General features: G+C 39.2%; 19 protein-coding genes and 1 pseudogene. 14 read left to right on the top strand and 6 right to left on the bottom strand.

Translation table 11 applies throughout. The annotated features are described in order from the left end of the window. Positions 1-47: 47 nt before the first annotated feature. The 4 genes from potA to A1QC_RS00400 all read left to right on the top strand — a co-directional run bounded on the left by potA (position 48) and on the right by A1QC_RS00400 (position 4,059). Positions 48-1,223 (top strand): spermidine/putrescine ABC transporter ATP-binding protein PotA, encoded by a 1,176-nt coding sequence (potA, locus tag A1QC_RS00415; protein ID WP_084021831.1) that lies wholly within the window; start codon positions 48-50, stop codon positions 1,221-1,223. A gap of 8 nt (positions 1,224-1,231) precedes the next feature. Beyond that, on the top strand, positions 1,232-2,086 hold the full coding sequence (gene potB, locus A1QC_RS00410) for a spermidine/putrescine ABC transporter permease PotB (protein ID WP_017025579.1): 855 nt from the start codon (positions 1,232-1,234) through the stop codon (positions 2,084-2,086). Beyond that, the gene (potC, locus tag A1QC_RS00405) at positions 2,086-2,871 is read left to right on the top strand and encodes a spermidine/putrescine ABC transporter permease PotC (protein WP_017025578.1); all 786 of its coding nucleotides are present in this window, start codon (positions 2,086-2,088) and stop codon (positions 2,869-2,871) included. The genes potB and potC overlap by 1 nt, the downstream gene beginning before the upstream one ends. Before the next feature lie 144 nt (positions 2,872-3,015). Next, positions 3,016-4,059 carry an extracellular solute-binding protein gene (locus A1QC_RS00400; protein ID WP_017025577.1) on the top strand — a complete coding sequence of 348 codons (1,044 nt, stop codon included), beginning with the start codon at positions 3,016-3,018 and terminating at the stop codon, positions 4,057-4,059. Positions 4,060-4,131: 72 nt separating this feature from the next. On the opposite strand, the gene cobB is transcribed toward A1QC_RS00400, so the two are convergent. Next, complete coding sequence (gene cobB, locus A1QC_RS00395) at positions 4,132-4,845, bottom strand: Sir2 family NAD+-dependent deacetylase (RefSeq protein ID WP_017025576.1); 714 nt, start codon at positions 4,843-4,845, stop codon at positions 4,132-4,134. A gap of 278 nt (positions 4,846-5,123) precedes the next feature. On the opposite strand from cobB, the gene A1QC_RS00390 reads away from it, so the two are divergent. The 3 genes from A1QC_RS00390 to A1QC_RS00380 all read left to right on the top strand — a co-directional run bounded on the left by A1QC_RS00390 (position 5,124) and on the right by A1QC_RS00380 (position 8,774). Then, entirely contained in the window at positions 5,124-7,472 is a 2,349-nt protein-coding gene (locus A1QC_RS00390; protein WP_017025575.1) for an ATP-binding protein, read from the top strand. Between the two features lies 1 nt (position 7,473). After that, positions 7,474-8,367, top strand: a complete 894-nt coding sequence (locus tag A1QC_RS00385) for a mechanosensitive ion channel family protein (RefSeq protein ID WP_017025574.1) — start codon at positions 7,474-7,476, stop codon at positions 8,365-8,367. 140 nt (positions 8,368-8,507) lie between these two features. Continuing rightward, entirely contained in the window at positions 8,508-8,774 is a 267-nt protein-coding gene (locus A1QC_RS00380; protein WP_017025573.1) for a DUF2960 family protein, read from the top strand. 63 nt (positions 8,775-8,837) lie between these two features. Here A1QC_RS00380 and nagK read toward each other — a convergent pair whose 3' ends face one another. After that, positions 8,838-9,761, bottom strand: coding sequence for an N-acetylglucosamine kinase (gene nagK / locus A1QC_RS00375; protein WP_017025572.1), 924 nt, complete (start codon positions 9,759-9,761; stop codon positions 8,838-8,840). A 284-nt stretch (positions 9,762-10,045) separates the two neighbouring features. On the opposite strand from nagK, the gene A1QC_RS00370 reads away from it, so the two are divergent. The 4 genes from A1QC_RS00370 (at position 10,046) to A1QC_RS00355 (ending at position 13,606) form a co-directional block, all read left to right on the top strand. After that, positions 10,046-10,555 carry a C40 family peptidase gene (locus A1QC_RS00370; protein WP_017025571.1) on the top strand — a complete coding sequence of 170 codons (510 nt, stop codon included), beginning with the start codon at positions 10,046-10,048 and terminating at the stop codon, positions 10,553-10,555. Between the two features lie 147 nt (positions 10,556-10,702). Then, positions 10,703-11,566 (top strand): fructosamine kinase family protein, encoded by an 864-nt coding sequence (locus A1QC_RS00365; protein WP_017025570.1) that lies wholly within the window; start codon positions 10,703-10,705, stop codon positions 11,564-11,566. Between the two features lie 338 nt (positions 11,567-11,904). Continuing rightward, positions 11,905-12,102 (top strand): CPXCG motif-containing cysteine-rich protein, encoded by a 198-nt coding sequence (locus A1QC_RS00360; RefSeq protein ID WP_026025877.1) that lies wholly within the window; start codon positions 11,905-11,907, stop codon positions 12,100-12,102. 130 nt (positions 12,103-12,232) lie between these two features. Then, a complete protein-coding gene (locus A1QC_RS00355) occupies positions 12,233-13,606 on the top strand; it encodes an MATE family efflux transporter (protein ID WP_017025568.1) in 1,374 nt (457 codons plus the stop codon). 72 nt (positions 13,607-13,678) lie between these two features. On the opposite strand, the gene A1QC_RS00350 is transcribed toward A1QC_RS00355, so the two are convergent. After that, positions 13,679-14,563, bottom strand: a complete 885-nt coding sequence (locus tag A1QC_RS00350) for a DNA ligase (protein ID WP_017025567.1) — start codon at positions 14,561-14,563, stop codon at positions 13,679-13,681. Positions 14,564-14,828: 265 nt separating this feature from the next. On the opposite strand from A1QC_RS00350, the gene hxpB reads away from it, so the two are divergent. Then, positions 14,829-15,482 carry a hexitol phosphatase HxpB gene (hxpB, locus tag A1QC_RS00345; RefSeq protein WP_017025566.1) on the top strand — a complete coding sequence of 218 codons (654 nt, stop codon included), beginning with the start codon at positions 14,829-14,831 and terminating at the stop codon, positions 15,480-15,482. 123 nt (positions 15,483-15,605) lie between these two features. On the opposite strand, the gene A1QC_RS00340 is transcribed toward hxpB, so the two are convergent. The 3 genes from A1QC_RS00340 to A1QC_RS00330 form a co-directional block, all read right to left on the bottom strand. Further along, on the bottom strand, positions 15,606-16,661 hold the full coding sequence (locus A1QC_RS00340; protein WP_017025564.1) for a quaternary amine ABC transporter ATP-binding protein: 1,056 nt from the start codon (positions 16,659-16,661) through the stop codon (positions 15,606-15,608). After that, complete coding sequence (locus A1QC_RS00335) at positions 16,661-17,554, bottom strand: ABC transporter permease (protein ID WP_017025562.1); 894 nt, start codon at positions 17,552-17,554, stop codon at positions 16,661-16,663. Before A1QC_RS00335 ends, A1QC_RS00340 begins: the two co-directional genes overlap by 1 nt. 93 nt (positions 17,555-17,647) lie before the next feature. After that, positions 17,648-18,652: a glycine betaine ABC transporter substrate-binding protein gene (locus A1QC_RS00330; RefSeq protein WP_017025561.1), complete on the bottom strand. Its 1,005-nt coding sequence runs from the start codon at positions 18,650-18,652 to the stop codon at positions 17,648-17,650. 422 nt (positions 18,653-19,074) lie between these two features. On the opposite strand from A1QC_RS00330, the gene mobA reads away from it, so the two are divergent. Together mobA and mobB are read left to right on the top strand one after the other, a co-directional pair. Beyond that, positions 19,075-19,665: a molybdenum cofactor guanylyltransferase MobA gene (gene mobA, locus A1QC_RS00325; RefSeq protein ID WP_026025875.1), complete on the top strand. Its 591-nt coding sequence runs from the start codon at positions 19,075-19,077 to the stop codon at positions 19,663-19,665. A 9-nt stretch (positions 19,666-19,674) separates the two neighbouring features. Next, positions 19,675-20,184: pseudogene (mobB, locus tag A1QC_RS00320) on the top strand (molybdopterin-guanine dinucleotide biosynthesis protein B); the annotation flags it as partial. Between the last annotated feature and the right edge of the window lie 311 nt (positions 20,185-20,495).

Genomic DNA, 20,495 nt, shown 5'->3' with positions numbered 1-20,495 from the left:
TTACGGCTAATGGCGACTATGATCCGCCCTCAAATTTTTGTGTGTAACTGCGCTTTTCATTCTATGGAGAAATACAGAAATTGAATGTTGAACAATCACAAGGCTCAACCGTCATTCAATTGACTGGCATAAGCAAAAGCTTCGATGGCAAAGCGATCATCGACAATCTAGATTTAAATGTAAATCATGGTGAGTTTCTTACTATTCTTGGCCCCTCTGGCTGTGGTAAGACAACGGTTTTAAGAATGATTGCGGGGTTTGAAACTGTAGATTCTGGCACCATACTCCTAGCGAATGATGATGTGACAGAACAGCCACCTGAGAAAAGACACGTTAATACTGTATTTCAAAGTTACGCACTCTTCCCTCATATGACGGTATTTGAAAATGTGGCTTTTGGTTTGCGCATGCAAAAAGTGCCTCAAGTTGATGTGGAGGCTCGTGTACTTGAAGCGTTAAGGATGGTTCGCTTAGACAGTATGGCGCAACGCAAACCTCATCAATTATCTGGTGGCCAGCAACAACGAATTGCCATTGCGCGAGCGGTCGTCAATAAGCCTAAAGTACTTCTATTAGATGAATCGCTTTCCGCATTGGATTACAAGCTTCGTAAACAAATGCAATTAGAGCTAAAGCAATTACAGCGTCAGTTAGGCATTACGTTTATCTTTGTGACTCATGATCAAGAAGAAGCACTGTCAATGTCTGATCGTATTATCGTTATGCGTGATGGGATCATTGAACAAGATGGCTCTCCTCGTGAGATATACGAAGAACCAAGCAACCTATTTGTTGCCAGCTTTATTGGTGAGATTAATGTTTTCGAAGCGTCAGTCATAAAAAGACAAGACGACAAAACCATTTTGGCTGAAATTGAAGAGATTGAATCTACAGTTCATTACGGCAAAAATGTTGAAATCGGTCAGAAACTAAATGTTTTGATCCGACCGGAAGATATTCGAATTGAAGAAATTAAAGAGTCCGAAGATTTTGGTATTGTTGGACATGTAACAGAGCGCACTTATAAAGGCATGACATTAGATTCGATTGTTGAGTTGGAATCTGGTATGCGAGTGATGGTTAGTGAATTCTTTAATGAGGATGACCCTGATGTTGATCACTCAATTGGTCAAAAAGTATCCATTACTTGGGTGGCGAGTTGGGAAGTCGTGCTGCCTTACGATGAAAGTGCGCCAGCATTTGCCAAATCAGTTGAAGAGTAAATAAAGCAATGAAGAAACTCAATCTTCAAAATAGCATTGTTATCTTGATTGTATCTTGGTTGATGCTGTTTGTTTTCATCCCCAATTTAATGATCATCATCACCAGCTTTCTTACTCGTGATGAAGCGAACCTCATTGAGTTAACGTTTACGTTAAGTAACTATACTCGCTTATTAGATCCTCTGTACGCAAAAGTTATGCTCCATTCATTGTATATGGCGATAGTGGCAACAGGCTTATGTTTACTGATTGGCTACCCTTTTGCTTATATCGTGGCGAAAATGCCAGCAAAAACACGCCCTATCATGCTGTTTTTAATCATAGTGCCCTTTTGGACCAACTCCCTTATTCGTACTTATGGTTTAAAAATCGTGTTAGGGACACAAGGCATTTTAAATAAGAGCCTAATGGCCATTGGTATTATTGAGCATCCAATGCGTATTATGTATAGCGAAACAGCCGTAATGATCGGCCTTGTGTACATCTTACTGCCATTTATGATCTTGCCTTTATACTCAGCACTAGAAAAGTTAGATCGCACTTATATTGAAGCTGCGAGAGATCTTGGTGCGAATAAAATTCAAACATTAATAAAAGTGACTTTACCTTTAACGATGCCAGGTATTATTGGTGGCTGTTTGTTAGTTTTATTGCCGGCTTTAGGGATGTTCTACGTATCAGATCTATTAGGTGGTGCGAAAAACTTATTGATTGGTAATGTGATTAAAAGCCAAGTCCTTAATGCGAGAGATTGGCCATTTGGAGCATCCACCAGTATTGCCCTAACACTGATTATGGCCTTGATGATTTATGCGTACTATCGTGCGGGTAAGTTTTTGAATAAAAAGACGGAGTTAGACTAATGAAGAAATCTGTTGGTGGGAATATTGCCAAATCGAGCTTCATGAGTTTGGTGTATTTATTCTTATATTTGCCGATCATTGTGTTAATTGTTAATTCGTTTAACGCCAGTAAATTTGGGATTAAATGGGATGGTTTTACGACAAAATGGTATTCAGAATTACTGAATAATGACAGCTTAATCCAAGCTGCTGGCCATTCTATTACCATCGCAATTTTATCCTCTACCGCGGCAACCATCATTGGCAGTTTAACGGCTGTCGCGCTATTTCGTTATAAATTCAAAGCAAAGTCTGCTGTTAATGGATTGCTTTTTGTCGTGATGATGTCGCCTGATATTGTGATGGCAATTTCTTTGCTTGCTCTGTTCTTAGTGGTTGGGTTTCAGTTAGGTTTAATCACGTTATTAATTTCCCACATTACGTTTTGCCTACCCTTTGTGGTGGTAACGGTATATAGCCGCTTAAAAGGCTTTGATGTCAAAATGCTTGAAGCTGCTAAAGATTTAGGCGCAAGTGAATGGATTATCCTAAAACGAATTATATTCCCACTAGCAAAACCTGCTGTGGCTGCTGGCTGGTTATTGAGCTTCACCTTGTCGCTTGATGACGTGATCATCAGTTCATTTGTAACAGGGCCAAGCTATGAAATACTACCTTTGAAGATTTATTCTATGGTTAAAGTAGGTATTTCACCTGAGGTGAACGCATTAGCGACAGTGATGTTAGTGGTTTCTTTGCTGCTAGTAATGATTTCACAGCTATTAGCGCGAGATCGCGTTAAGTAACCGTACCTATACTGAAGTAACGGTAAGATGCGAGTTATTGTTTGAATAAATACGGATAAATGGTTTAAAAATGGATTTATCTAACTATACTTCACACTATTTTGATAATGATACAAATAACACTATCCAGACTGGGAGTCACCAATGAAAACATGGTCTAAGTTCCTTGTAGCTGCAACGCTTGCGGCATCGTTTACTGCAAGTTCCGTACAAGCTGATGACAAAGAACTCTATTTTTATAATTGGTCTGAGTACATTCCAAGCGAAGTACTTCAAGACTTTACCAAAGAAACAGGAATCAAAGTTATTTATTCAACTTATGAATCCAATGAGTCCATGTACGCTAAATTAAAAACACAAGGTAAAGGTTACGATCTTGTTGTTCCTTCTACGTATTTCATTTCTAAAATGCGTAAAGAAGGCATGTTAAAAGAAATTGATAAGTCGAAGTTATCTCACTTCTCCGATTTGGATCCAAACTATTTAAACAAACCTTTTGATCCAAGCAATAACTACTCTATTCCTTATGTATGGGGCGCAACGGGTATTGGTATTAACACCGATATGTTGGATAAATCTAGCATTCATAAGTGGGATGATTTATGGGATCCTAAATGGGTCGGTCAGTTAATGATGATGGATGACCCACGTGAGCTGTTCCAAATTGCTCTAACGAAGTTGGGTTATTCAGGTAATACACAAGATCCAGCACAAATTAAAGAAGCGTACGAAGAGCTGAAAAAGTTAATGCCAAATGTGTTGGTGTTTAACTCAGACTTCCCTGCTAACCCTTATTTGGCCGGTGAAACCTCGCTAGGTATGTTGTGGAATGGATCTGCTTACGCTGCTCGCAAAGAAGGCGCCCCTATTCATATTATTTGGCCAGAAAAAGGCACAATTTTTTGGATGGATAGCCTAGCGATTCCGTCTGGAGCTAAGAATATTGATGCGGCTTACAAGATGATTGATTTCTTATTACGCCCAGAAAATGCAGCCAAAATTGCGGTGGAAATTGGTTACCCGACCCCAGTGAAAACCGCTTATCCATTATTGCCAAAAGATTTCGCAAATGATGACAACGTATTCCCACCACAGAAAGTTTTAGATTCAGGTGAATGGCAAGATGATGTTGGTGAAGCGAATGTGCTTTATGAAGAGTACTTCCAAAAGCTAAAAGTAAACATGTAATCGTTCTACATTTACTTACTTTGGTATCGATAATAAAACCCGCTTGCAATAGCGGGTTTTATTTTTCTTGAATCAGTCGGCTAGTAACTCGGCAACGAGCTTCGGCACTTCTATGCTGGCTTTGCCGTATCTTTTTTCAGCGAATTCACTTTGTACTGCACTAGGCTCTAAGTTGATTTCCATGGTATGAGCACCATGCATTTTTGCATCATGAACAAATCCTGCCGCAGGATAAACCACACCTGATGTTCCAATTGAAATAAACAGATCAGCCTGCTCAATAAGAGAATATATTTCTGCCATTTTTAACGGCATTTCACCAAACCAAACAATATGTGGTCGTAAAGGATTTGGTATTTGGCAACAATGGCATAAATCTGTTGTTGTTAAGGACTCAGTCACCTCAATCACTTGATTGGATTCTGGGCAACGAGCTTTTAATAATTCACCATGCATATGGATAATACGCTCACTGCCCGCTCGTTCATGTAGGTTATCGATGTTTTGTGTAATGATCGTGACTTTGCCATTTAATTGCTGCTCAAGCTCTGCCAGTGCAATATGGGCGTCATTTGGCATCAAATTGACATCATGCAAGCTTGCCCTTCTTTGGTTATAAAATTCTTGTACCAATTCAGGGTTAAGCGCATAACCTTCTGGTGTTGCCACATCTTCAATTTTGTGACTCTCCCATAAACCATCTTGAGAGCGGAAAGTTTGAATGCCAGACTCGGCAGAAATACCTGCGCCAGTGAGAACGACAATATTTTGATAAGGAAAAAGCATTCAAAGTCCTTTTGCTATGTAACTTAAATCAATCGGTTCTAACATGCCGATACAACAAAAATAGATAAGGCTAATTTACCTGTTTTATTCGTAATTTTACATTTTGGATTAAAAACTTATGTGTTAGATCGGAATTTACGACCATAATTAATGTGATTTAATAAATATATGATTGTTTTTATCGTTAGTCATTACATTAACAAGCATCTAAAAAATAATTAAGTATAATAATATCTTTATTAAAAACATGTCCTTTCAACTATTTAAAAGTGAACTCTATGGGTAAGACCATTCAAATAATGCTTAGCTTATTGTTGTTTTTCTCTCTTTCTGTTCAAGCAGAATGGGAACCAACTCATCAATCGAAAACACCAACCATCACGCCTGCAGCCCAAAGAATCGCCGATCAAATTGCGAAACTACCTGATCCTTTATTTATGACAGAAAAAGATCATATTAAAGTCGATGAATTGCTATCAACCACGCTGTATCAGATTGATATAGGCACCAATGGATTTCAAGATACGCTGAAAGAATACCGTACTAAAGGTGGTACGAATGCATGGTTTCGCGCGCAAGAGTATTACTTAACTCTGCACAGTTATAGTCAATCGAAAGAAGATTTACTCAAGTTAGCTCAATCAAGTGTTTATAATAAACTGACAGGGTTTGGCCCATACGGTGTCACACAATTTAAAGCTGAACTTCATTTAACTGAATTGAATGCTCAATACCTTCTTTTTTATCAACTTCAGAGTTTTAAAGCTTTCATTAAAGATCTTACGATTTCACCGGTTCCTGTAATCGCGATGGTGGTTAAACTCTTTATTGTTTATTTATTGCTGTCATGGTGGCTGCGAAACAGCCGTGGAATGATCCAACATTTTCGTAAAACAAAGCTAGAAACCCCAACGGCACCAACGATATGGGTCAGGTTATTTTGGTACATCAGTAAAGCCAATCGCCCTATTGCATGGTTAATTGCCATCACCGTATCTCTTGATATCTTAGCGAAATTACAAAGCCTTCAACATGTTAAGTTCTTAGACATCTTTACATGGTGGATTTTAGGTGGTTCGATTGCGGTTAAATTTATTCTTGAATTTGCTTATCGCAATAGCCGCTCAACAACTAAAGAAATCACAGCAATCCGCTTATCAACAATTCGTTACTACGTTTGGAGTGTGATTGGTGCAGGTGTCATCTTACAAATAACCGAAACTACGATTGGCGAAGGTACCATTTATCATTGGGTATCTAGCCTACTGTTTCTGTGGTTTATCTTTATTACTATTTTGGTACTGCGTAAGTGGAAGCCGTATGTCTTTAGTGAAAACCACACTAGCTTAGAAATGCCGGTATGGGCTTTATGGGCTGTTGATAAACAAAACACTTTCGGTTTATCGACTATTACAACTGCGACCATGACATTTTGGTTAATCACTCGTAGTTTGAAGCAATTTGTCATCGCTAACTTGTCACAATACGCTTTCTTCAGCCAAGCATTGGCGTATTTATTCAGAATTGAAGTTGCCAAACAAAGTGACAGCGGTGGCAACAATACTAACTTGGTGAAATTGAAAGGTGACGATATTTTCAATTACGTTCTACCAGGTAGAGAAGACAGCGAACTCATTGGCTATGCTTGCGAAGAGATTAAGCAGATTTCTCGTTATATCTTATCCGACAGCCCTGCGATGTGCGTAGTGAGCGGTGAACGAGGCATAGGAACCACGACATTTATTAAACAAATTCTGTATCGCGTAAATAATGCGGAAGCCATTTATTTAAACTGCCCTAATTCTGGCTACGCTGAGTTATTGTCGGATCTTGCAGTTCAAATAGGTTTAGACGCCGCCGCGACAGATATTCAAATTTTAGCTTATCTTAGAAAAAGTGATACGAACTACCTTATAGCCGTAGATAATGCTCAGCGTCTAGTTAAACCAATGGTTGGCGGTCTGACTGGGCTAATGAAGTTTACTAATCTTATGCGCCGTTCTAAGAAAAACCACAGAGTGTTGCTTGCTATTGAGAAATCAAGTTGGCGCTTTGTCGATCGAGCGCGTGGTGAACGTCTGTTGTTCGATCTCGTGACGTTTATGCCTAGATGGTCTGAAGCAGAAATTTCTGAATTATTGGATTCACGTTTAAACCAAGATGTTGAAAACCCTGTCTCTTTTGATGATCTTTCATTACCTAAACAATGGGACCAAGATGATATTTCAGAAGAAGAACGCGCAAGGAGAGGCTTTTATCGAATTCTTTGGCATTATGCGGACGGAAACCCCACTGTTGCGCTTCGCTTTTTTAGATTGTCTTTAAGACGCGATCAGAAGACTGAAAAAGTTGTAGTTCGCCTTTTCCAAGCACCTCAAGCCGATGAGCTAGAAAAAATGCCAAAACCGATGTTGGCAATTTTGCGTTCAATTGTTCAACTTGAAGTGTCAACTCCAGAAGAATTGTCCGAGTGTACTCAGCTTACGATTGCGGAAGTTATTGGAACTTTACGTTATTTTGAAAGCCGTGGTTACATTGAGTGGACTGCAGATAAAGCAAAAATTTCCGATCATTGGTATCGCTTTATTACCAACGCCTTACATCGTCAGCATTTATTGGTGAAATAACATGAAAAAGATACTGTCCTTTTTATTACTCATGGCATTAAGCACAAGCGCCCTAGCCAGCGCGGAAGATGCCTCTGCTCATTTAGAAAATATCAGCCAATTTACTAGTCTTATTCGCTGGAGTGGTGTCCTTTTCTCTTTTTTCATCATTCTTGCTTCTTGGATTCTATTACGTTTTACCAATAAATTAGTTGAAACATTCAGTAGCCAATTTGTTCAATATCGAATGGTGCTACAAAAGCTGCAATCTTTCTTTCAGTTCTTCGTTTATATGAGTGCAGGTTTGGTTGTATTCATGGTGAGCTTTAGGATTAACGATCAAATATTAACCTTGATTGGTGGTACGTTAGCGGTTTCTATCGGTTTTGCTTTAAAAGATCTGGCAGCGTCCTTCATTGCAGGTTTGACGGTGATGATTGATCGCCCCTTTCAAGTTGGTGACCGCGTCACGTTTGAGGGTAATTATGGGGATATCATTACCATTGGTTTACGCTCTGTCCGAATGAGAACACTCACCGATGACATTATTACCATTCCCAACAACAAGTTTTTAAGTGAAGTCACCATGAGTGGTAACTATGGTGCTCTAGATATGCAATGTGTGATCCCTTTTTATATCGGAATGGATCAAAATATAGATTTAGCCAGAGACTTAATTCAGGAAGCTGCCTCTTCTAGCCGTTATATTCACTTACCTAAGCCTGTAGTTGTATTGGTTAGTCAAGACATTGCGGATAACTATCTTGCGATTAAACTCACCTGTAAGGCTTATGTGGTGGATACAGTTTATGAGAAGTTATTTGAAACGGATATTACATTACGTGTAATGAAAGAGTTTAGGAAAAATAACATTTACCCACCAATGATTGCTGTACGTACTACAATGCAACCATAGTGTTTTACACTGCTGTCACTGAGGCATATTAGTGATTTTTGTTGGTTAAGGGTATAATCCGGCAATCAGTTTTAAAAGCAGTTTGGTTTTTAAAGCAGTAACATGTTCTTGTTGTTGCTGCTTTTTTATTGGAAAATTTTATGTCTCGCATCATTACGTACACTTATAAAGATGAACAAAAAACATTGGCATTTAGCTACCGTGAATTCCACACTATTCACGAAGCCGTTGCTGCACATGAAGGGCTTGATATCCGTGATTACTTAAAAATGGAGCAATCTATTGAAGCAATTTCTGATACAAAAACGGTTCGGGAATACCGTGATGCACATTTTAAAAAATTAGGTTTTGGACGCATTACCTTAATGCCAAAAGAAAATATTGGCATTGGTCAAAAAAAGAAATAACAAAAAGGGTTCACTTTAAAATTAAAGTGAACCCTTTTTTAGTTTTAACTGTTTGAAAATACGTTAAACAATATTCAAGAATGCTGCGCCACGAACACCACCAGAATCACCATGCTTAGCTTTTAATATTGTAGGTACTTTACCCACTGAAAGCAGATATTTTGGAATTCGTTTAGGCATTTCTTCGTAAATTAATTCAAAGTTTGATAAACCACCGCCAAGAACCACAACATTCGGATCAAAGGCGGTAAATATATTACCCAAACAGATTGCGAGCAGTTCCATAAAGCGTTCGACATGCTCAACTGCTTTTTCTTCACCTTGTTTGTGACGATTAATAATGTCTATCGCTTTAACATTTTCGCCGTAGTAATGCTGGTAAAGCTGTTCAAATCCACGACCAGATAAATAGTTATCAATACAGCCTTTCTTATCGCAACCACAGCCAAATAAAGGTGCATCAATGCCTTCGGCACTGTCGTTTAAGTAAAACCATGCATCAATCGGCATGCGAGTATGCCCAAGCTCACCAGCAACGTGACTACGGCCAGAAACGACATGACCATTATTGACGATACCGCCACCAAATCCCGTTCCGAGAATAAGGCCTAAAACTGACTCTTTACCTTGGTGCTCTTTATCCCAAGCTTCAGATAAAGCAAAGCAGTTAGCATCGTTTTCAACTTTAACCGGGCGATCAACTAGGGCTTCTAAATCTTCACGTAATTTTTTGCCTTTTGCTGCTGGAACATTAGAGGTTAAAACGGCACCATCATCGACACTTTCCATGCCTGGAATACCGATACCGATTGATCCTTTCACACTAAATTGTTTATCGTATTTCTCGACTAGTTCACTTAGCACGCTAAGTAAAGCTTGATAATCATCACCCGGAGTTGGTACGCGTTCCGTAGCCATACGTTCTAAGTTATCGTTAAATGCACCGAACTCAATTTTGGTACCACCGACATCAAAACCGTAATACATCCCTATTCTCCACAACATCTAAATTAAAAATTAAACTAAAAGTATTATCCACAAACTCGTTGCGCAAACTGTGATTAGCGGCGAAGTTACTTGTTCTGCCAATCTATTTGCTTATTTATAAACCAATGACTATCTTCATGTTTTAAACATCAAAGAATATTAAATTTTGACGAAACATTAATTAATAGCGTTTTCAATATCACATATCAACTTGTGAAAACTCGCATCTTCTATTATAAAGGCACAGAATTTCATCATTATTATCACTGTTAGGCACATTCAACATGAAAATGACACCATTACTTCTCACTCTTATTACCAGTTTTCTGGTTGGCTGCGCCTCCCAACCGCCTGCGAGCTCTAAATCCTCTAAACTATCAAATCCACCAGCTAAGTCTTCTCTGATAGATTCTGCGCCAACAGAAGAGCAAGAAGTCTCATTGTTATATCAATCTTGGGAAGGTGTTCCCTATGAATTTGGTGGGGCGACCAAACAAGGCATAGACTGCTCTGCTTTTATGCAAGTCGCTATGTCTAGTGTTTACCAATTACACCTACCTCGTTCAACTGAATTACAAAGTAAAGAAGGCGAATATGTTCCAGAAAGCCAAGCTACTTTTGGTGATCTCGTCTTTTTCAAAACCGGTTGGAATCAGCGCCATGTTGGCTTATACCTCGGTGATAATGAGTTTATGCACGCTTCCTCATCTAAAGGTGTCATTATTTCACGCTTAGATAATCCTTATTGGGCGAGTAAATTTTGGCAATTTAGACGAGTCACTCCAAATAGCTAGCTTTTCAAAACGTTATTGATATCACAGACTAACTGAATAGTGTAAATGACTAACTGATTAAAGTTATTTTTGCGTATTAGTTCTCTAATTTGAAACTTCAGCTAAGCTAATGTCATAGGCTGGTGAATTTCAAGATCTGGAGGCACTATGTGGCACGCTATTGCGCAACAGTTATCAGAAGTTCTTGCATTTAACTTTATCATTCGAGAAAAAGAACACCTAAGTGATGGGGAATGTAACTCTTGTTACATGATCTCCGATGGTGAGGAACGTTACTTTGTTAAAGTTAACGGTCGCGAGTTTATCTCTAAATTCGAATCTGAAATTGATAACCTCTCGGCTTTACTGGCCACTAGCACCATTCGCGTTCCCCAACCGGTTACTTGCGGTGTAACCAAAGATAATGCCTTTTTAATCTTGAATTATTTACCCACTAAACCTGTCATTCCCCCTAAAGATGCCTTTGATTTTGGCAACCAACTTGCCATGCTTCATCAATGGGGTGAGCAAAAGGAGTATGGGTATGACGCTGATACTTATGTAGGTCTAAATCTTCAACCGAACACCTGGCATAAAAACTGGGGTTTCTTTTTTGCTGAATTCCGAATTGGTTGGCAACTGCAATTATTAAAGGAAAAAGGATTAGATCTCGGTGATATTGATCAAACCGTTAATCTGGTGAAGTCTATTTTAGGCGCTCACTCGCCAAAACCTGCACTACTACATGGTAATTTAACGGCTAATAATCATGCATTATCTGTCTCTGGGGTGATCTCTTATGACCCTTCCAGCTATTGGGGTGATAGAGAATGTGACATTGCGATTATTGAAGCATTTAGTGGTTTAGATGATGAATTCTTTAAAGCTTATAACCAATCGTATCCATTGCCTGAAGGATATTTAAACCGAAAATCGGTTTATCAATTGTACTACCTACTCTGCTGCTGCAATCAATTTGGAGGTGACTATTTACCTCAATGCCTTGAACAAATAAGCCAATTAGAAAAATAAAGTAACCTGTAACATATTGTTAATTTTCAATTTTAATTAACAAAACCTTAAAGTGAGACATGCCTCGTATAAAAATGTTGATAAGAAACTACACTTACATAAATATACGGAGGCTTGAAGTTCGAATTACTTTTATTGACTGCTTTGTCACTTAATAATGGCAAAAAAGAAGCTAAATAATGTTATAACTTTGCTGTGATTCAACCTTTTTGCTTATTTTCAATCATGAACTAACTTACCGAGTTACTATAAAATCAAATCAGAAAACACCTACATCCTTATTCTGATTAATTTTGATGTTCATAGAGCTTTACACGGGAAGTATAGTGAGGGAAGCGATGATAAAATACATGGAAAAAAGAGTGTCTTGCCCACATTGCGGACACCAAATTGGTATGACGGTTGATTCTTCTAATGGTGACCAAGATTTTTATGATGATTGTCCAGCTTGTAGCCATGCAATTCATTTAGAACTTAAAATCGAAAATGCAAAGGTTCAATTAAGTATTGGAGCAGAAGATCACTCATTTTTTTAAAGTTTAATACAATTTAGACAATCATTAAGCCCCTAATTTTGGGGCTTTTTATTGCCTGTTATTTATATCGCTATAATGTAAATAATCGCTATAATCATCTTCTCGTGTTTTAACGTTGTTAGGAGAATTTGTGCATCGTTATCGTAAAGAAAGTTCCATCCTTGTTAAGTTAGCGACCCCCGTTTTACTTGCCTCTGTCGCTCAAACAGGTATGGGATTTGTGGATACCGTTATGGCCGGTGGAGTCAGTGCGACCGATATGGCAGCTGTTGCTGTTGCATCGAGTATTTGGCTGCCCTCTATTTTATTTGGTATCGGTTTATTGCTTGCCTTAGTACCTGTGGTAGCGCAATTAAATGGTTCTGGACGACAAGTTCGAATTGCACATGAAATTCAACAAGGCTTTTATCTTTCATTCCTTGTGGCGATCCCTATTGTTGTTGTGTTATCGCAAACTCAGCATATTTTACATGTCATGAAAATCGAACCCGTCATGGCAGCTAAAACCAATGGCTATATGTTTTCGATGATCTTTGCTGTACCTGCGTTTTTATTATTCCAAACACTGCGTAGTCTTTCTGACGGATTATCTTTAACAAAGCCGGCAATGATCCTTGGATTCATTGGCTTAGGGCTTAATGTGCCTTTAAACTGGATTTTTGTTTATGGTAAGTTTGGTATGCCAGCACTTGGCGCTGTTGGTTGTGGTGTTGCAACGGCCATTGTTTATTGGGTGATGTTCTTATGCATGCTTGGGTATGTGATCACGGCGAAAAAGTTCAAGAACATCCATATTTTTACAGAGTTTCATAAACCGAATATGCATTCGTTATCACGCTTATTCCGTTTAGGGTTTCCAATTGCCGCTTCTATCTTCTTCGAAGTGACGCTTTTTGCAGTGGTTGCCCTATTGATTGCCCCACTTGGGCCAATCATTGTCGCAGCGCATCAAGTGGCTATCAATTTTGCCTCTATGGTTTTCATGCTGCCTATGAGTATTGCGGCAGCAGTAAGTATCCGTGTTGGTCATCAATTGGGTGAGCATAATGTGGAAGGTGCAAAAGTGTCCTCTCATGTGGGGTTAATAGTCGCGTTTGTGACCGCATTAATGACTGCTGGTTTAACCATTGTGTTCAGTGAGCAAATTATCCGTTTGTACACTGACAATAAAGAAGTGTTAGAAATCGCTATGCACTTGTTATTTATGGCAGCGATTTATCAATGCAGTGATGCAATACAAGTGATTGCTGCTGGGGCTTTACGTGGTTATAAGGATATGAGTTCAATACTGACTCGTACCCTATTCTCATATTGGATAGTCGGCATGCCAATTGGTTACATTCTTGGTATGACAAGCTGGATTACAGACAAACCGATGGGTGTGAATGGGTTCTGGATTGGAATCATCTTCGGATTAAGTATGGCAGCGGTATTATTGTCTGCACGCTTATACTGGTTGCATAGACAATCCGATGAAGTTCAGTTGGAGTTTGCCGGCCGCTAATCTTGTTGCTACGACTAATAAATCCAACATTAGGCTCGACTGGTTCGAGCCTTTTTATTTAGTTGTTTTGATTTAACTTCCTTCCACTCTAACGTGAACAAATCGAGCAAAACGTGGTAAACCGGAACGCGTATAACCATTAAATCGAAAGGTTACTTTACTGCCTAGCGCGGGAGGATCAGATCTTTGTGCATCCGTTAAGCCACTACCTAAATAAAATCGTTTTCCATCTTTCCATTCCACGTACAAAGAGCCTACTTGCGCGCGATTGCGCCCTTTTCCCGGCTTATAGCCAATTACAACCGCCTCATCATCTTGATAAGATTTCAGTTTTAATAAATCATCATTACGACCACTTTGATAGTGACTACTGAACTTTCTCAGCATCAAGCCTTCACCACGACCTTGCTCTATTTCCTCTAACCTCTCAAATAATGCTTCGCGCGATAAGATAGCCTCATGCGTAACCAATTCTAAGTATGGGGAATTGGTTGTTCCAATAACCGAATCTAACCACTGATATCGAAAAGTAAAAGCCTGTTTATCATCGACAATATCAAAGGCCATAAAACGAATGCCTTTCCAGTCCTCATCATTTGGCTCGTGATCAAGAACGGTTTGTTGAACGCGCGGAAATTGCCCTCTTCCCGCCCATAACTCACCATCTAATTTAAGCTTTGGAAAACCTTGGGTAAACCATTTGGGCGCGATGATAGGATGTCCATTACGTGTGTAAAAGTGCTCACCATCCCAAACCGCACGGATGCCATCTAACTTCTCACTCATGCAATAGTGACTGATATTGATATCATCGTCATACTCATTGGCAAGCATAAGTTGTATGCTTCCCTTCTCATCACTCATTACATTTATCGTTTCAGCGTGCAAAGAAAGCGACCCTGGTAAACACGCCATTGTTATGATTACAGGCAACGGTCGGTATTCTTTTTGCTTCATCTTCGAGCTCTCCTTATTTTTAATAAATAAGTGTATTCACTGTTTGAAGGGATTGTGGCTTGAATCGGAGGAAATGCGATAGACAGGAAAGAATCATTTAATGAGCAGCATATAAATTACATCGGCTTTTAATCGTTAATATGCCCTGATATTTAAGGTGAATTTTAAGGTAATGAATCGCGTGTGAATCAAAAGATTAAGCGCTATTAAATCGTCATAACATAGTGCTAAACTCCCTATCAAATTCCAAAACAAGGTATACAAGATGATTAAAGCAGCAGTGTTTGATATGGACGGTTTGATGGTGGATTCCGAACCATTTTGGCAACAAGCTCAACTTGAAGTATTCCCTAAAGTGGGCGTTAAACTTACGTTGCAAGATACCATAGATACAACCGGTGTCCGTATTGATCAAATTGTTGAGCTCTATTACCGTCAATCGCCATGGAGTGGATTAAGCTGTGAGGATGTGTGTAATATGATCCTTACGCGCGTTATCGAACTTGTCAAAGAGCACAAGCCGATGATGCCCGGTTTATTCCATGCGCTTGAAACCTGCCAACAACAAGATTTAAAGATTGCCTTAGCGTCTTCATCTCCAATGGTACTGATTGAAGCGGTGTTAGAAGCACTTGAGTTGGATGGCGTATTTGAAGCGGTATTATCGGCTGAAGGACTCCCCTATGGCAAACCTCACCCAGAAGTGTACTTGAATGCAGCAGATGCATTAGAGGTGTCGCCATTAGACTGTGTGGCTTTAGAGGATTCATTCACTGGTCTATTGGCAGCTAAAGCGGCTCAGATGAAGACTATTGTGATCCCAGAGCATTCACAACGTGAACAGCCTCGCTTTGTTATTGCGGATCACAAACTAACATCACTTGAACAAATTACTCCAGAGTTATTACAAAGCTTATAACCAGAAAGCTTTATATACAAAACAAACAAGGCCACCATCTTAGCCGCCTTGTTTGTTTTGTACTCATTATGCTTAGTTAGCTTCATACCTAGTTAATTTCAAGCTTAGTTAACTTACGAGTCATTAACGTAATACTTGAGCTAACTTTTCAGCTTGAATTTTGCCTACCACTTTTCCGTCTGAATCTATCACGGCAATCGATTGTTGGCTTGCTAACACCACTGGCATCACGGTTTCTAAGGTTTGCTCAAGTGTTACTGCATTACTGATATCGATATTATCCTCATCATCTAAAGGCTCCATCACCGTTGCGACGGTTAACGCGCGCGCCCGATTGATGTCTTTGACAAACGATGCCACATAATCCGTGGTTGGATTGAGTAAAATTTCAATGGGGCAACCTTGTTGGATCAGTTCTCCATCTTTTAAAATCGCAATGCGATCCCCTAACCTTAACGCTTCGTCGAGATCGTGAGTGATGAAGATAATCGTCTTATTCAGCTTTTGTTGCAGCTCTTTAAGCTGTAACTGCATTTCACTGCGTATGAGAGGATCAAGTGCTGAAAAGGCTTCATCCATCAACAAAATCTCAGCATCCGTACATAATGCACGAGCTAATCCAACTCGTTGTTGTTGCCCGCCAGATAATTGGTTTGGGTATTGTTGCTCGTAGCCTTTCAACCCCACAACATCTATCCAATGCTGGGCTTTTTTCTCACAAACATCTTGGCTGACTTTTTGAATTTTTAAACCGTAAGCTACATTTTGAATTACGGTACGGTGTGGTAGTAAGCCAAAGCGCTGAAAAACCATCGACATTTTATGACGGCGCAGATCTTGTATTTCTTTTGCAGAAAAAGAACAAATATCAACACCATCCAGTTCAATTGCCCCAGAAGTGGGATCAATTAAACGGTTAAAGTGTCGAATAAGTGTTGATTTCCCAGAGCCCGAAAGCCCCATCACCACAAACGTTTCACCACGATTAATGTCGAGGTTGATATTGTTCAAGCCAACACTCAAGTTGGATTCATGCATTAATTGTTCTTTGCTTTTGCCATTTTGTAGTTGTTCAATGGCGCTCGAAGCATTGGTGCCAAATACTTTATAAAGTTCTTTAATTCGAATATGCGGCACTTGTGAAGGTGTGGTGCCTTCATTTGGAAGTTTTGTTTCCATTATTTGGAACCTCCAAGATGTTGCTGAGTACGCTTGGCATAACTTTGAGTGACACGGTCAAAAATAATCGCCAGAGCCACAATCGCTAAGCCATTGAGCAAGCCAAGCGTGAAATATTGATTGGTTATCGATTTGAGAACCGGTTGCCCTAATCCTTTAACACCAATCATTGATGCAATAACGACCATCGCTAACGCCATCATGATGGTTTGGTTAATACCAGCCATAATGTTAGGCATGGCAAGGGGGATTTGAACCCCAAATAAACGCTGAAAAGAATTCGCACCAAAAGCGGTGGAAGCTTCTAATACTTCTTTATCAACTAATCGTATGCCGAGGTTGGTTAAGCGGATCACCGGAGGAATGGCGTAAACCACCACTGCAATCAAACCGGGGATCTTACCAATCCCAAGTAGCATCACTATTGGAATTAAATAAACAAATGCGGGCATGGTTTGCATGATATCTAATAGCGGCGTGACAATGCGCTGCACCCGGTTAGAACTTGCCATAGCAATACCGGTAGGCACACCTAAGACAATGGCGACAAAAGTTGAGACCAGAATAATACTCATGGTTCTCATGGTGTCTTCCCACATGCCGAAGTAGCCGATTAAGAAAAAGGAAATGATGACACTTAAAGACAGTTTCCAAGAACGGCTAGCAGCAAAAGACAGCACAGCCAGTACCCCTATTACCAACCACCAAGGTGTGCTGAGTAATAATTTTTCAAACCCGACCAAAAATGACAGCAATGGGTGGAAAAATGATTCAATAGTATCGCCGTATTGACGAGAAAAATCGCGATAAGCAGAATCTAGTGTTCTTCTTATCCATAACAAACTGTCCCGATCTAATTCAGGAAACTCAGTTAACCAAGTTGGAAAAGACATTCAACTTCCGATATTTGATGATTTATTATTAATACAAACTAAAATTATGCTCAACCTAAAATCGATAAAATCAATGATAGATTAGGCATGTCACTACAATTTACTGACCGCAGAGTCAACGGATTTCAATGCTTGTCCATCTAGCCATTTTGACCAGATATCTTTGTGTTTAAGCATGAATTCTTCCATCGCCATTTCACCGTCGGCTTGGTTATCTTCCATCCAAGCTAACATATTGCTCATTTGTTTATTGGTGTATGCACGCTTACTTAAGTAATTCATCGCATCCGGTGCACGCTCAGCAAACGATTCAGTCACAACCGTATCGACTTTAGAGCGTGGCCACATAATCGGCTTCGGATTTTTACATTCCACTTGAGTAATACAGTTTTGGTAATGCTGCTCGTCAGTGCCTTGACCAAACTCTACTTTAACCATAGGGTATTTACCTAATACGGCTGTTGGTGCCCAATAGTAACCAAACCAAGGTTCTTGACGTGAATAAGCTTTAGCGATGGTGGCAGCAAGCGCCGCGCCAGAACCTGGATCAACTTGTTCAAATCCAGATTTCTTGAGTTGAAGTGCATCAAAAATATGCCCTGCTGATATTTGGCATGTCCAACCGGCAGGACAAGTATAAAACGCATGTTTACTGTCATCTTCAGGGTGAGTAAATAATTTAGCGTTCGCTTTTATTCCTTCGATAGTGGCAAGGCTGGGGTCTTTATCAACCATATATTGCGGTACCCAATACCCTTCTTCACCACCATCCGATAAGCTTTGACCCGCAAAACGAAGACGCTTTTCTTTCACACCATTTTCAAGTAATTCTTTTGCCGAGTTACTCCAAAGCTCTGGTGCAATATCCGGCTCGCCTTTTTCAACCATTGAGGTTGTCGTAGGTACAGTATCGCCCGGGACTAATTCAACATCACATTGATAAGCATTTTCTAAGATAAATTTATCCACATTCGCCATCAGTGTGGCAGAGCTCCAATTCATATCAGCAATAGATACAGAGCCACATTCAGAAGCTGAACTAGTAAATGGAAGTGTCGACGCAAGCAAAAAGGTCGAAGTACAGAGTACTTTCTTCATATACATATCCTTATATTTTTATTGTTTTATTAATCGTACTGTATTTGGTTCAGCGAATGTTCATCAATGTGTAAATTATAGATATAAAACCAAATACTGCTTTTAATTGTATAAAAAACACTCAGCATATTTCTTTATTGTTAGACAGAAATACTTACTCGGTAAATAGAACAAAAAATGCATCCATGATATGAATATTAGAGGTGTTACAATCCTGCTTTGACCAAACAGCATGATGACTCATGCAACGAATGATCTACTTTAGGTATTGTTGTTTAATCCAGATTTTTGCAACGACTTGATTTAAATCAATAAGCGTAATATCTAAAATGGTTTACTGATCGCTATCATCAATGATATTAACTTAGATGATCATTCATCTAACGAAAAATATTAATAAACTACCTATATAGAGACGTATCATGCTGACACCAAAGAAGATCCATTGGGTTGTACTTGCGGGAGGACAAGGTTCTCGAATGGGTGGACTGGATAAAGGTTTAGTCAAACTCAATGGTAAACCGTTAATCGAATATGTCATTTCAGCATTAAAGCCCCAAGCATCTTCGATCGTAATTAATGCCAATCGTAGTCAAGAAATATATCAGCATTATGCACCAGTTATTGCCGACATTATTGCTGAATATCCGGGCCCACTTGGTGGTATCCATGCGGGTTTAACTCATTACAATCAGCATGATTGGGTTGGTTTTGTTCCTTGTGATAGCCCTAATATTCCGGCTAATTTAGCGGAAATATTTTGCAGTGGTTGGCAAGAAGATGCCGATATTTTAGTGGCACATGATGGTGATTATTATCAACCCGTTTTTACACTCTTTCATCACAGGGTAACAAACAAACTCAAGGATTTCCTCGATCGTGGAGAGAGAAAGATCACAGCTTTCTATGATGAATGTAAAACCTATAAGGTGGATTTTTCAAATGAAAAAGAAACCTTTATCAACCTAAATACACTTGAACAGTTAAAACATTATCCAAATATAGATAAATAAAGGTTTTCTATGAATTCATGCTCTATTCCTATTCTTGGTTTTGCAGCGTACAGCGGAACTGGAAAAACAACTTTGCTTGAAGCTCTTTTACCAAAATTAACCGAAAAAGGCTTACGTGTTGGTGTATTTAAACACGCTCACCATGACTTTGATGTTGATCAACCAGGTAAAGACAGCTATCGCCTACGGAAAGCAGGTGCATCTCAAATGTTAATCTCATCTCGTAATCGTCATGTATTAATGACAGAAACACCGGATGAAGAAGCCCCCTTTTTTGATTTATTGACCCATTTTGATAGCAGTAAACTCGATTTTATTTTAGTTGAAGGGTGTAAAAATTTATCGTTCCCTAAAATTGAATTGCACCGTGAAGAAGTTGGTAAGCCTTGGCTACATCCAGATGATGACAATATCATTGCTATTGCTTCAGACTGTGACGACCTAAACACCGAACTGCCTCACGTCTCTATAAATGATCTTAATGCTATTTGTGATTTGGTCATAAGATTCACCCAAGACTTACCGTTAACGCAGAAATAATGAATTAGAATTTTTATGAGTAAGCCAGAATTCAGTTAAATAAGTACGACACTGGTATCTTACTCATAGTTCAAGCTAAGTTATTCATCAAACAACAAAAACATCCAATATGATAAAAATCGTCATGAATATTGGATGTTTTTCTTTTCATGACTGAAAAACAAAAGTGCAAAAAAACAGCAATTAGACCATAAAGGCAACAAACACACTCAAAGTTATAAATTTCTGCTTGCAACACGAATAAGGCATGGTTAATATCTTCTGCGTTCAATCAGAATGCTTTAAAAAAT

The organism is Vibrio rumoiensis 1S-45 (genome assembly GCF_000286955.2).
Taxonomy (GTDB): domain Bacteria; phylum Pseudomonadota; class Gammaproteobacteria; order Enterobacterales; family Vibrionaceae; genus Vibrio; species Vibrio rumoiensis_A.
The sequence above is the reverse complement of the archived record's forward strand: the minus strand, read 5'-3'. Positions and strand labels throughout refer to the sequence as shown.

What these genes read in the sequence shown, in the direction of transcription:
- mobA (WP_026025875.1), top strand. Translation starts at nt 19,075, where the DNA reads ATGCTGACACCAAAGAAGATCCATTGGGTTGTACTTGCGGGAGGACAA.
- potC (WP_017025578.1), top strand. Translation starts at nt 2,086, where the DNA reads ATGAAGAAATCTGTTGGTGGGAATATTGCCAAATCGAGCTTCATGAGT.
- A1QC_RS00365 (WP_017025570.1), top strand. Translation starts at nt 10,703, where the DNA reads ATGTGGCACGCTATTGCGCAACAGTTATCAGAAGTTCTTGCATTTAAC.
- hxpB (WP_017025566.1), top strand. Translation starts at nt 14,829, where the DNA reads ATGATTAAAGCAGCAGTGTTTGATATGGACGGTTTGATGGTGGATTCC.
- nagK (WP_017025572.1), bottom strand. Translation starts at nt 9,761, where the DNA reads ATGTATTACGGTTTTGATGTCGGTGGTACCAAAATTGAGTTCGGTGCA.
- A1QC_RS00340 (WP_017025564.1), bottom strand. Translation starts at nt 16,661, where the DNA reads ATGGAAACAAAACTTCCAAATGAAGGCACCACACCTTCACAAGTGCCG.
- A1QC_RS00350 (WP_017025567.1), bottom strand. Translation starts at nt 14,563, where the DNA reads ATGAAGCAAAAAGAATACCGACCGTTGCCTGTAATCATAACAATGGCG.
- potB (WP_017025579.1), top strand. Translation starts at nt 1,232, where the DNA reads ATGAAGAAACTCAATCTTCAAAATAGCATTGTTATCTTGATTGTATCT.
- A1QC_RS00330 (WP_017025561.1), bottom strand. Translation starts at nt 18,652, where the DNA reads ATGAAGAAAGTACTCTGTACTTCGACCTTTTTGCTTGCGTCGACACTT.
- A1QC_RS00390 (WP_017025575.1), top strand. Translation starts at nt 5,124, where the DNA reads ATGGGTAAGACCATTCAAATAATGCTTAGCTTATTGTTGTTTTTCTCT.
- A1QC_RS00400 (WP_017025577.1), top strand. Translation starts at nt 3,016, where the DNA reads ATGAAAACATGGTCTAAGTTCCTTGTAGCTGCAACGCTTGCGGCATCG.
- A1QC_RS00360 (WP_026025877.1), top strand. Translation starts at nt 11,905, where the DNA reads ATGATAAAATACATGGAAAAAAGAGTGTCTTGCCCACATTGCGGACAC.
- A1QC_RS00370 (WP_017025571.1), top strand. Translation starts at nt 10,046, where the DNA reads ATGAAAATGACACCATTACTTCTCACTCTTATTACCAGTTTTCTGGTT.
- A1QC_RS00380 (WP_017025573.1), top strand. Translation starts at nt 8,508, where the DNA reads ATGTCTCGCATCATTACGTACACTTATAAAGATGAACAAAAAACATTG.
- A1QC_RS00335 (WP_017025562.1), bottom strand. Translation starts at nt 17,554, where the DNA reads ATGTCTTTTCCAACTTGGTTAACTGAGTTTCCTGAATTAGATCGGGAC.
- cobB (WP_017025576.1), bottom strand. Translation starts at nt 4,845, where the DNA reads ATGCTTTTTCCTTATCAAAATATTGTCGTTCTCACTGGCGCAGGTATT.
- A1QC_RS00385 (WP_017025574.1), top strand. Translation starts at nt 7,474, where the DNA reads ATGAAAAAGATACTGTCCTTTTTATTACTCATGGCATTAAGCACAAGC.